The following is a 13,166-nucleotide window of genomic DNA, read 5'->3' as shown; positions in this document are numbered from 1 at the left end:
CGCTATGATCTTAGAATGAAGCTGTTTGCTGGTATCATTAATTCCGAGCTTAAATTATGACTTTTGCAAGAGGTCTATTTGTGATCTATAGATTTAATACTATTTTCAATTTTCTCCAAAAATTTATCTTTTTTTATTAAACAGTAGCTGCTACTAAAATCATTTATTAGTAAGTAATTAAATTGCGTTGTCTTATCTGCCAGCCCTTGAAATGAATGGTTGTCTTTTTTTATACTAATAGTTTTATCAAAATAATTTGTATTCTCGAACTTGTTTAGCGCATATTGTTTTGGTGCATTTTCATGTATGCCTCCAAGGCATACAAATAAAACCTCATTTTTTGGGTTATTTATAACTTTCTTTATAGATAGATTTTCTTCCTTATAAAGGTGTTCAAACTTGTTTTTTACTTTATAGTGGTTGTAATCATCTAGGTCTTCCACCTTCTCATAGTTACCTAGCAGTAAATTGCTTTGCAGCTCATCTAGTGCATCAAAATTATCAAAATTCTTAAATCTTTTTGAATTAAACTTTTTGTACTCAGCTTGCAGCTTATCAAATTTACTAAGTTTGTACAAAACATGTATATAATAAAAGAACACATCAGATTTATCATTCGGAAAAATCTTGTAAAAATTATCAAATCTATTTTCTGCTTCTTTCCAGTCTTTTCTATGATGAGCGCAAATACAGTATTTTCTATTGAGACCTAAATGGCGTGGACGTTTTTGAATCTGCTCACGTAAGAATATTTCAGCCGCATTCAGTCTACCAGTAGAAAGTAGTAAACTTGCACGTTCATCTGAAAATTTTATATGATTTGGCTTTCTATCTAATATCTCATCAAGCTTCTTAATATCAATTTCCCAAGACCGTATTAAAGGCAGACCTAGGACAGGTAGTTCTAACCAAGCTGTTAGTACATCTACTCGATTAGGGAAGCTCTCCATCAGCTCATTAATTAGGACTTCATATTCACTAAAAAACCTTAGTTTCATAAAGGTAACTTTAGATAATATAATTATATCTTTCTTGATAAGGCTATTGTCAGTTAGCTTTAAAGATAATTCAAAATTATTGAATGATTTGTTATATTCTTGTTTTTTTTGATATACTAAAATCAAGGCATGATGTATTGAAATACTTTCAGGGTAAATAGTTTGGAAATGACAGGCTATACTTTCTGCCTTATTAACTTTCCCTGTATCTAGTAATGCACTTATATAATCAATATGCATTTTACTCTTCATATCTGAATCATACCAGTAACTATTCCAAATACTTGGGAAAGTATCGATAAAATTTTCTATCAACTTAACCAATAGCTGCAAGTCATTATGTTCTTTTGCTAATTTTATTAATCCAACTGTACCTAATATTTCATTTGGGAAAAGTGCTTGTAATTGTTCAAACTGATTTTTTGCCTGAGTATGTTTTTTAAGTTTCAAATAGGCATTACCTTTAGCCCAATAACCTTGACATATTTCAGGAAATTTATTAATAAGTAGACTTGTTAGTTTGATTACTTGTTGCCAGTCATTAGTCTGCTGAGAAATTTGAATCAACCCTCGTAAACCTTGAGGTTTTTCAGGATATTTTTCGAAGATTTGTTGAAATATTTTTTTAGCATCTTGGTATTGTTTTTTTGACTTTAACTCTTGTGCAAGAGAAAGTAATAATTTATAAGACGGTTCAACTTTACATGTTAGGCCTTCATCAACCTCATTGAAATAAATATTTTCGTCGTCTTTTATATCGTAAGAAGTAGGTACACTGTCTTGTTTTTTCGCTATGATATTCTTATCATGACTCATTCTTAATACTCCGTAAAACTACCTAATTTCTTAAATTTTAATTGATTTTGATGATGTACGTTTATTTCAGCATATAGCAGCATTAATAATTTTAATGTTTCTTAAGAATGTGTTTCACCATAATCAACCTAAGAAAAGTAGAGTTTATTAATTCTCTCGTGAAAGCACTAATTGATTGACTTCCACTGATGAATATATAAGAACTAACAACAACTTATATGAAGGGTTTATTACGTAACTTCAAATATCTACTCTCAAATTTTTTATTTCTATTATCTAAAGAGAACGCTAACTTGAACGACTCTAGAGCCTGCAACTCATTACCCTCTTCTACTTGCATATTACCTCTAGCATAATAAGCTTTAGCATAGTTTGGAAATTTTTGAATCAAAGTATCTAAAATATGTAGACTAGTATTTTTATCACCTAGCATTCTAATAGCATGTGAATACTTAAATAAATAGTCTGCATTATTGGGAGCTACTATGGCGGCACTTGCCAGATAATTCGTTGCTAACTGATACTCTTCCTTCTGAAAATAACTGTCTCCAATTATATACAACGCACTTTCGAAAGCGGGAAACCTAGTGAGTATTCTTTTGGCATAAAAGATGGCCTTTTCGAAATTAGCAGCTCTGAAGTTCTGATATGCTTCAGCAAGATCGGCAAACAACTCATCATCGTATAGATTGAAATTTCCTGAGTTCGAAAACAGCTCCTTTTGAACCATACCCGTAGAGACAAAATTCATCAACAATGTGTATAGCTTACTAGAACGTGAAATCACAGAAGGTACGTAATGATCCGTTCCTAATAATGAGTAAACTTTAACGTTTTCAAAACCCCTTATATAACCTGCATTAATCAGGTCTTTAGGTGTAGATTCACCGATTATCATATGTATCGTTCTATCAAAACTGGCTATTTTTTCTAATAGAAAATTTTTCTTTACTATATCCTGCTCCAAGTTTTGAATGCTTCTAGAATACGGCTCTCCCAATATAATCTCAGCTGGAAATGATAGTATATTGGCATCTAATTCTATCCCATAGTGAATGGATGCATGACCACCCATGCTAGTTCCAACAGCATACACATCTTTCACCTCTAAATGATTTATCCATTTTTTGAGACATAGTATTGTCTGATCCAAACTTGCTCCTAAGCTTGGAATACCATTTAGATACCATTGATTAGAAGGATCGTTTACAAAAATGACATTCTCATCAATTTCTCTGCCTAGTTGCCAAAAATTAAATTGATTTTCTTTCATATTAATTGCAGCAAAGAAAATAACTAACTTTGACGAACTTGGTCTGACAAATATAGAATGATTATCACCTTTCAAAGGTGTTGGAAATTCACTATTACTCATCGTTCAACAGCTTATCGAGTATTCTTTCATAGCCATGCTCATCAATAATAGTCTTTAGATTTTGTCTATGTGATTCAATTAAGCTAGGCTCACTCAAGAAACTTCTTAGATTCTCTGCAAACTTAGCATCATCAAGTTCATTAAAGTTTGAAACATATGTCATACCGCCCAACTTATCCCAACCTATACATTGATTTGTTTGGTTATCAGCAATAGGTATCAATAGTGCCGGAATACCTAGATAGGCAGCTTCAAATATAGTAGTTCCACCACCTAAGACTGCAAAACTACAGGTAGACATTATTTCTGCCATATTTTCAGGACTGATCATAAGCTCAATATCTTTAGAGCCCTTTGAGTTTATCCAATTAGATATGTCTCCAATATTTTCATTCTTATCACTAACTACTATAGTTAATTTCCAATTATTGTCTGCAATAATTTGATAGAAGTTTTTTAAAATGTAGAGAATTGCACCTCTATCACTACCGCCACCAAAAGTCATCAAGATTCTTTTTTGCTTATGGCATTCTTTGAGCTCATCATTAAAGAATATTGGTCGCAGTATGCAATATTTAGGACCTAATAAAAACTCTACATCATTATATAAAACATCTTTTTTATAAAATTCCGCTCTTTCATGTGGACTACCATTTACTACCAGATTGGCCGCAAAATTTTGCTTTTTACTAGCATCATATTGCTGAACGATCCTTACATTTTCTTCGCGCAATCTTTTCTGATGTTCTCCATCAGATCGATAATCATCGATAATCATATGCTTTGAATTGTATTTTTTCAAAACACTAAGATGAAAGTCAGCTTCACTTTCAGAGCTTAACCAATTCTCTCTGGGAATCCATTCGAAAAAATTGGTTTCGTCAGTTTTATCTTTTAAGCTAAGAGGTGGGCCAATCATAATCACGCCATATCCTCTTTTGCATAGCTCCGTAGCAAGCACTCTGCATCTGACCAAATGGCCAAATCCAACGTTAGTACTTGCTAAACATCTTATAACGACTATATCCAATTTATAATCCTATTCAATAATTTCTAATGCAAGCTTTCTCACGTTCTGATCACCCTTAGTCAAATAACGATTTACATCTTTATTAAACCAGTATGGAGGATAAAGAACTTTATTGGTGACAGGCCTTGAGTGATATCTGTAGTCCGTCGTAAACAGACTACTCCCCATATAAAAAAGCCATAATGCTGATTTGTATCTCAACTCATCGTCACATTCAAGTCCGACTTCACCTTTTAACATTTGTTCGAAATGCAATCTATCGTTTGGCGAAGGGTGCCCGACCGGGTAGTCGACCGTTCCGAAATGTCCACATAGAATAGCGGGTATATCCATTACACCTAGCTCAATACTAGACGTACCGTTATAAACGATTGCAAAGTCTATCAAATCTTTCAAGTCATACATTTTGAACCAATTATGGTCTAGAAATATTACATTCTGGTTTTCTTCCTGAATAATATCTCTAAATACGGCATTCCCAAATGTTGAAATTTGCTGATTTAATTCATGTGGATGAGGCTTGATAAGTAGTAATGTATCTGTACCATTAACCGTTTCAATAGAATGATTGATCCAGTCCTTCATGTCTGAATGTGCAGCACCTCCATCAAATGGAACTCCTGAATCATAGACAACCTTGCCAAATGCACAAACTACTTTTTTGCCAGCTGCTCTCCAACTATTAATGTATTGAATAGCAGCTCTCTTCTCAACAGAGTCGTCATCATAAGAGACGGATCTCTTTACATTTGTAACGCCACTTACCGTTTCTAAAATCTCTTCAGCACGATATTTGTTTTCTTGGTAGAAAACTTCAAACTCCTCTGGTAATGGGAAGCTAGCAGACCGTGTATGAGGGTACTTCGTCATATTTCTAACAACACACTTAGAAGATATATTAGTAGAGAAGTTAGAAAAGTAGTTTTGATATCCATTTGCAGAATGTATGCAAAAGAAATCTTTAGGATCTCCGTATTCCTCGCAATAAAAACGATAGAGCGCATCTGGTAATCTTGCATTAAACTGTACGATAAAACCGATTCTTAATCCAATATCGTCTTTTAGCTTATGAATATTGTCTAAAACAGTCGCTGCCGACTTTGTTGTAGTATAAATATTTTTTAAGTAGTTGTTTAATGCCGGGCAAGTGTAATCTACGTCATAGATACGTTTGTTGATAGCTGACTCTTCCCACAAAACATGAGATAGATCAATATCTTTCCACTGCATTTTACCTTGACTCAAACTGATATCGAATTCTGTATCAAGTTCAAGCTTAGAGTCCCTCTTTATTTCTCGATTCATCGTTATGACATCAATGAACTCATTGATATATACATTGTTCGTTTTTTCTGTCGGCAAAAGACCTTCTGATAAAGGTATGACGGCCCAACCCAATCTTTTAAGCTCCATGAGAAGAACGATAGGCGTTTTTCTCAACTGCTCTATAGATCTTGGAGTAATAAAAATTACTCCCTGTGGATTTTTGGGCTGTGGAATACTTTGATACAGTACGGCCGTATCCTTTAAAAATTTAAGCTCGCCTGACCGTTTGACCAATGACCAACTAGTATACGGACATAAATTATGGCTCCGAGATAAAAGAGAAATGTGAACTCCTCTAGTTATATCTTCTGCTTCTTCAAACTTTTTAAGTCTATGAAGAATTTTTACATAAGAAAGAGCACTCTTTGACTCCTTTACTTTTCTTGGCTGCTTTGAAAAGAATTCATAAGCTAATTGATACTCTTCTGATAATATAGCCCAATCCAGAAAATGCTGAATATCGGATGCATGCTGAGGTTTTTTATCATTTAAATTCAGTATTTTTTTGGATATTTCATAATTGTCTTTACCATCTTCCATAAGTGCAAAGGCGGCAGTCCATACTGTTGACTGACCTGTATCTGACATTGCGATTTGAATAATTGCCTCTTTAGCCGGTCTATATATAGCACCCTGCCCCAAAGACCTTCCTACATTCATTATTGTTCTTAGAGTTTTTACATTCTTTAAGGTTCTGTCTAACAAAGATTGGTCAACAAACTCTTTAATTTCATCCTCTAATGACACATATAAAGCTATCGCCAACTCATAGTTTTTATGATAGCTAGGAAGACGCCTAATACCTTCTCGTCTAGAAGCATAAATAACTTTGAGCTTTTTATCTAAAGTCTTTGCTTTATCAAATGCTAATTGACATATATTCAAATAATCATGATGAAGCTTACCCTGCAAATATGGCTCAGCATAAAATAGAATAAGATCAGAGGTCAACTCAGGATCTTCTAAGTCATGATCAGATAACAAGAACTCTAACTCATCGTAATTTTTGTTCTTTAAATTATCACCATCTGCCCACTTCATATTTTCTCTTGCTACAAGATCGAGAACTCTCCAAACCTTTAGCAAGGCCACTAATTGTTTATCTCTGACCTTAATATTTTTAGTTTTATTTAACTTCAGCTCTACAACTTTACTTGAAATTAAATCAGACGCTTCTTCAAATCTCTCTTGCTTAGCTAGAGAGATAACTGACAAATATATCAGTAGAATACTATCAGGGTTATTGCCTATCAGTCTTTCAGCAACTGCGCCTAAGTCTTTTAAGCCTTCTTCTGAGTTCAATAGCTTTTCAAGATGCAAACCATATTTTCTTTGAGAAGTAACCCGTAGCTGCTCATTACTTACCAACTCTTGCAATGTTTCTTCTATATCATGACTAGGACTTTGATTCACTTTAGTGATTAAGAAATCTTTGGCCTTGAAAAACTCTAATTCTTTAGCTTTTAAGAACTCTTTTGCTTTCGAGAACTCTTTAGAATCTAAGAGTTCTTTTACTTTTGCAAACTCCTTCTTCTCTAAAAAATTATTCGTCTCCAAGATTTCTTTCGCCTTAGAAAACTCTTTAGATTTTAAAAGACTTTTTTTTGCTTTTTTGAGCCAGTAATGAGTCATAATCAATTCTCTAATTTATTCCAATCTAACGGTGTGCCTATACTCATATCTGATGCAGCCCTTTTACCAATTACTTCATCAAAATATTTCGGTGCTAAACCATGTCCCGGTCTTATTCTTCTAATATTTTCACTTGTAATCAATTCACCAGCTTTGATATCACTAACAACATAAATAGATCTTCTATTTTTTCTTGCTAGTGTATCAGCATCACTTACTCCGTAAGATACACAACCCATAGCCTCAGCAGCAGTTTTGCATTCAGTCACAAGCTGTTTAAACTGGCTCGGTGTCAAAGAGAATGCTGCATCGATGCTACCCTCATCATCTTCTAGCTTAAAATGTTTTTCAATAACAGTTGCACCTAGCGTTGTAGCAGCTATTGCAGCACCTATGCCTAGCGTGTGGTCAGACAAACCCACCTGACAACCAAACAACTCTCTCATATGAGGAATGGTTCTTAAATTTGCTTCTGATGCAGGAGCTGGATAACTACTAGTACACTGTAAAAGCGTCAGCTGAGAGCAGCCATTTTTTAGAGCTGTATTCACAGCCAGGTCGATTTCAGAAATAGATGCCATTCCAGTAGAGATAATCATTGGTTTCTTTGTTTGAGCAACATATCTAATCAAAGGAATATCAACACATTCAAAAGAAGCAATTTTATAAGCTGGAACCTCTAACGACTCTAGAAGGTCTACTGCCTCTTCATCGAAAGGAGTGCTAAAACATAAAACATTTTTTTCACGTGCTCTATCAAATATAGCCTTGTGCCACTCATACTTTGTTTGGGCTTCTTCGTATAAGTCGTAAAGTCTTCTGCCATACCATAATGACTTTTTGTTAGTCACTTTGAAGTGGTCGTGATCTAAATTTAAGGTCATCGATTCTGGTGTAAAGGTCTGCAACTTTAGAGCGTCTACACCTGTTTGTGAAGCGTGATCGACAATCTTTAGTGCTTGTTCTAATGAGGCTCCGTGGTTCCCTGACATTTCTGCAATGATAAACGGAGTTGGATCATTTGCTTTAGCATCACCTTTATATAGAACTTCCTTCAATGTATTCATTTCAACTCCTTATTTGCATTATAAGTATTTCTCATATCAACTAAAGCCTCTTTTAAATTAAACTTAGGTGTCCAATTTAATTGATTCTCTATTTTCTGAGTTGATAGAAAATTATCTACGTTTCTAATTTTTATATTTGAGATGATTTCAATGTTATCAGTATTATCAAAAACTTCATTAACTGTTTCTGCCATTTCTAAAATAGAGTATGCTTTACCACCGCCAACATTAAAAGTACCTGCTACTTCTTTAGTAATGGATAAAATTATTGCTTCAACAACATCCTTAACATACACCTCATCCAAATAAAACTCGTTATCTTGGGCGGTAAGCTTTTCTTTGTTTCTAGCTAACTTTACAAACCTCATTAAGACTGGAGAGTCCTTTTCTCCTACACCAAAACACTGAGACAGTCTAAAAATAGTACTTTTGACATTGTTTTTTTGACAGTAATAGGTGACTAGCTGCTCCCCCATTAACTTTGACAATCCATATATAGTATTGGGATGTGTAACCGCATCTTCTAAATATGGCGTTCTATCCATTTCGGAATATATTCCAATGGTAGAAGTCAGAACAACTTGCCTGATTTTTGCCTCACATGCTGCTAAAAGCAAGTTTTCGGTCATCTTTATATTGGAATCAATAAAGCCACTTAGCTTAGGTTTTTCTTCACTTCTAGTTAATCTTTGACCAGCTAAGTGAACCAACACATCACCTTCTCGAAAAATATTTTCTAGACTATTTAGCTCATAGTCTGTCTGAACAAAACTTACGCTTTGATTCTCACCATTTTTCTCGTTACTTCTCGTTAAGCAGATAATTTCAAAATTCTGCTGAGCGGACTCAACTAAATGCCTACCAATAAAACCTGTCGCACCTGTGACTATGAGTCTCATTCATCTTCCCACTTATCTTTTGGAAATTCAGCAACGTAGTAACCTACTACTTCCTTTTTGCCATTGATGATATTAATCGCTTCTCCATTAGAGTATCTATATTCATGATATAGAGCATCTACTGGAATAGGGAAACGTTCTTCTTCAAATGTTTGACTCGGTTGTGAATGTTGAAAAATCAATTCGTAGTATTTATTATCTTTCAGCTTCACACGCTGCATACTTTGATGCTTATTTAATAACACCTCAATTGTTTCAACTAGAAAGCTTCTATTTGTGGCATGCTGAATAAGTCTCCACATGTGACAGCCATCCAATCTCGGAGCGATTTCGATAATTTTGACTCCGTTCGTAGTCGCTTTCATTTGAAAATATAAAGGTCCGTTTTCAATTTCTAATGCTTTTACTACATTAGAAACCAACTCAACAGCTTTTTTCTTAGTATCTTCGTCAATGTTTACACAAGGAATTAGATGTCCTTTTGGTATACCAAAATATTCATCGTTATAAGTTAAACGTTCAGATAGTATGTCAAATACAATTTGGCCTTCTGAAACTAGCACATTACACGATATCTCCACTCCATCTAGAAAGTCTTCAATCACTGCAGTGTTGTTTGACGAAAATTGTTTAGCATTTATAACTGAGTTCTTTAGCTCATAAGCATTATCAACTTTTTTTACACCTCGCTGACCTTGTGCATTAGATGGCTTTACGATACATGGGAACGTATTCCATTTGTTACTGTCATCAATGGCATCAACTTCTACATAGTTAACAATACTAAGCTCAATGTTATTCAAAAAACTTCTTAAATCTTGCTTATTATCAAGTAATCGGATTAGCTCTTCTGAATAAAAAGTAGGCAAGTTGAGTTTGCTAGAGACCTGTACTACTGATTTAATCGCTGTATCTGATGATACTGAATATACTAAGTTAACATCATTATCTACTGCTATCTTTGATACTGCTTCAATATCACGAATGTCAACTTCATAGAATTTGTCTGTGTATTTAACGCCAACTTCATCAGATCTATTTGAACAACCAATAACATACCAACCCAACTCTTTCATTGTTTTGATTAAATCAAGTTGCCCTGAGTTTGTACCCAGAATTAATATTGTATTATTCATTATTTATCCTATCTATTGATTAGCTGATACATATATTCGGCTCTTTCCCAATCTTCTAATGTATCAATATCTTGTACGAAATGTCTTGGTATAACTATCCCGGCACTATCAGAGCCAAACATGTTTTTTGTAGAGATGGTTTTTAGATTTCTCCAGTAGAACTGACCTGCATCTTGATAAGCCTCTTCCAAATCTTGGCTACGACTACTGAAGTTTTCTGGCCAAAACATTTCGCATCGATCATCATGCCCTAACTTGAAAGTTCTTTGTATAGGAAATGGCATCGTTGTACAGCTAAATACATTTACTACATTAGAATTCTGTAGCTTGTTATGACCTTCGACAAGATATTTTTTTTGAAGAAGTGGCGCTGTAGCATAAATAGTACAAAGATAGTCATAGTCATCATCAGTTTCTTTTAAATACTCTAGAAAATGATTAATTACATCCTTCGTTGTTGCAAAGTCATTACTGATGTATTCAGGCCTCAAGAAAGGAACTTCGGCACCATATTTTTCAGCTACAGTTGCAATTTCTTGGTCGTCTGTTGATACAACTACCTTATCAAAGCAACCACTTTCTAGGGCTGATTCGATAGAATAGGCAATAATTGGCTTTCCACAAAAGTTCTTTATATTTTTTCTAGGAATACGCTTACTTCCACCACGAGCAGGAATCAAAGCTACACTACTCATATTAGAATACTCCTTAGCGTTTTTACTACATACTCCTGCTCTTGTTCTGAAAGTTCAGGATACATAGGCAAGCTAATTGCCTGTGCATAGTATAACTCTGCTTCAGGAAAGTCCCCTAACGTAAACCCTAAGTTTTGTTGATAGTAAGGTTGGAGGTGTACAGGGATATAATGAAGATTGACACCAATATTCGCAGCCCGTAAATCATCAAATATTTCTTTTTGGGTTCTTTGCACCTGTTTAGTTTCAATACGTATCACGTAAAGGTGTAGTCCTGAATATCCATCTGAATGTTGATAAGGAGTTATTACAGGTAGATCAGCCAATAAGCTGTCGTATGTTTTAGCAAGTTGGTGGCGTCTATCAGTAATAGTATTAAGACGTTTAATTTGAGAAACACCTAACGCAGCCTGCATTTCAGTCATTCGATAATTAAAACCAAGCGTAATTTGTTGATAGTACCAAGAGCCATCTGGCTCATGAGTCATTAGATCAGAATCACGAGTAATACCATGACTACGTAACAACTCCATCTCTTGTGCTAGCTTTTTGCTTTTCGTGGTCGCTACGCCGCCTTCAGCAGTCGTAATTATTTTCACTGGATGAAAGCTAAAAATTGTAATATCCGAATATTGGCAGTTACCTATTGGCTGGTTTTTATAATTACCACCTATAGCATGTGAAGCATCTTCGATAATATAAAAGCCATACTTTTTAGAAAGTTGATATATCCTCTCCATATCACAAGGTTGACCACATAAATGCACAGGAATCACTACCTTCGGTAATTTACCTTGCTCTTTAGCAGCTTTAAGCTTATGTTCTAGAGACTGAGTAGATAAATTATAGGTCCTTGGATCAATATCTACGAAATCAACTGTAGCACCACAATACAAAGCACAGTTTGCAGATGCTACAAATGTAATAGGTGTCGTCCAAACAATGTCACCTTTGCCCACATCCAAAGCCAAACACGCAACGTGGAGGGCTGAAGTAGCACTGTTCATTGCCAGAGCATATTCAACATTACAATGTTTTTTGATTGTATCTTCGAACTCTGGCACTTTAGGGCCTTGCGTTAAATAATCAGACTTGAGGACATTGACGACTGCGTCAATGTCCTCCTCTGTAATATTTTGGCGACCGTAGGGAATAAAATTCATTAGATTTTACCAATATTATCTTTGTTTTCTTGTATCCAAGATTCGAGCTCTTCTCTTGGCATCCATTCAGTATTATTATCACTTGAATAAACAAAACCTTCTGGAACTAATTTACCATCTTTCACTCTTTCAGGTGAATGACCCCAGTTGTTAATAGTAGGTAAGATTTTGAAGTGTTCAGGGTACTCATAAGTATAATAAGAATCTTCAGCACCAATCATTTGCTCATGTAGTTTCTCACCAGGTCTAATACCAACTACCTTAGTGGTAGCTTCTGGCGCCACAGCTTTTGCTACATCCATAATATTCATTGATGGAATTTTTTTAACGTAAATCTCACCACCTTCCATATCTTCAAAAGCATGCCATACAAGCTCAACGCCTTCTTCCAAGGTAATCATAAAACGTGTCATACGATCATCAGTAATAGGTAGCTCACCTCTTTCTTTAATTGATAAAAAGAAAGGGATTACTGATCCACGTGATCCCATCACATTACCATATCTTACGACAGAAAATTTGGTCACATGCTGTCCACTATAAGCATTTCCTGCTACAAATAATTTATCAGAAGTGAGTTTAGTAGCACCGTATAGATTTATAGGACTACTTGCTTTATCGGTTGATAACGCAACTACACCCTTAACACCTTTATCTATGCATGCGTCAATTAGGTTCATTGCCCCATGTACATTTGTTTTTACACATTCAAAAGGATTGTATTCTGCTGTTGGAACAATTTTAGTAGCAGCAGCATGCACGACATAATCAACTCCATCTAAAGCACGATATAGCCTTTCTTTATCTCTTACATCGCCAATAAAAAAGCGCACACGTGGGTCATCTTGAAACAATTTAGCCATTTCCCATTGTTTCATTTCATCCCTTGAAAAAATGATGATTTTTTTAGGATTATATTTTTCAAGGGTCATAGGTATAAATTTATGTCCGAACGAACCTGTACCACCTGTCACCAAAATCGTTGAATTACTTAACATTTCTTCTTAACCTCAGATATTTGTATATGTC

Annotated in this window: 10 protein-coding genes; all 10 read right to left on the bottom strand. The window is 34.8% G+C overall.

Going from position 1 to position 13,166, the window contains the following annotated elements:
- Positions 1-74: 74 nt before the first annotated feature.
- Positions 75-1,814, bottom strand: coding sequence for a tetratricopeptide repeat protein (locus QO187_RS08545; protein WP_371548012.1), 1,740 nt, complete (start codon positions 1,812-1,814; stop codon positions 75-77).
- 214 nt (positions 1,815-2,028) lie between these two features.
- The gene (locus QO187_RS08540) at positions 2,029-3,189 is read right to left on the bottom strand and encodes a tetratricopeptide repeat protein (RefSeq protein ID WP_371548010.1); all 1,161 of its coding nucleotides are present in this window, start codon (positions 3,187-3,189) and stop codon (positions 2,029-2,031) included.
- Entirely contained in the window at positions 3,182-4,108 is a 927-nt protein-coding gene (locus tag QO187_RS08535) for a hypothetical protein (RefSeq protein WP_371548008.1), read from the bottom strand. Before QO187_RS08535 ends, QO187_RS08540 begins: the two co-directional genes overlap by 8 nt.
- A gap of 120 nt (positions 4,109-4,228) precedes the next feature.
- Positions 4,229-7,177, bottom strand: a complete 2,949-nt coding sequence (locus QO187_RS08530) for a hypothetical protein (protein ID WP_371548006.1) — start codon at positions 7,175-7,177, stop codon at positions 4,229-4,231.
- Positions 7,178-7,179: 2 nt separating this feature from the next.
- Positions 7,180-8,244: a pseudaminic acid synthase gene (pseI, locus tag QO187_RS08525; protein WP_102078637.1), complete on the bottom strand. Its 1,065-nt coding sequence runs from the start codon at positions 8,242-8,244 to the stop codon at positions 7,180-7,182.
- On the bottom strand, positions 8,241-9,143 hold the full coding sequence (locus QO187_RS08520) for an NAD(P)-dependent oxidoreductase (RefSeq protein ID WP_102078638.1): 903 nt from the start codon (positions 9,141-9,143) through the stop codon (positions 8,241-8,243). Before QO187_RS08520 ends, pseI begins: the two co-directional genes overlap by 4 nt.
- Complete coding sequence (locus QO187_RS08515; RefSeq protein ID WP_371548003.1) at positions 9,140-10,279, bottom strand: acetyl-CoA carboxylase biotin carboxylase subunit family protein; 1,140 nt, start codon at positions 10,277-10,279, stop codon at positions 9,140-9,142. Before QO187_RS08515 ends, QO187_RS08520 begins: the two co-directional genes overlap by 4 nt.
- Before the next feature lie 8 nt (positions 10,280-10,287).
- A complete protein-coding gene (pseF, locus tag QO187_RS08510; protein WP_371548002.1) occupies positions 10,288-10,974 on the bottom strand; it encodes a pseudaminic acid cytidylyltransferase in 687 nt (228 codons plus the stop codon).
- Positions 10,971-12,137, bottom strand: a complete 1,167-nt coding sequence (pseC, locus tag QO187_RS08505; protein WP_371548000.1) for a UDP-4-amino-4,6-dideoxy-N-acetyl-beta-L-altrosamine transaminase — start codon at positions 12,135-12,137, stop codon at positions 10,971-10,973. The genes pseF and pseC overlap by 4 nt, the downstream gene beginning before the upstream one ends.
- Positions 12,137-13,135, bottom strand: coding sequence for a UDP-N-acetylglucosamine 4,6-dehydratase (inverting) (pseB, locus tag QO187_RS08500; RefSeq protein ID WP_102078642.1), 999 nt, complete (start codon positions 13,133-13,135; stop codon positions 12,137-12,139). Before pseB ends, pseC begins: the two co-directional genes overlap by 1 nt.
- Positions 13,136-13,166: the final 31 nt, after the last annotated feature.

The sequence above is a fragment of the Psychrobacter sp. Arc9 genome (assembly GCF_041431295.1).
GTDB lineage: Bacteria > Pseudomonadota > Gammaproteobacteria > Pseudomonadales > Moraxellaceae > Psychrobacter.
This window is presented reverse-complemented; position numbering and strand designations above follow the sequence as displayed.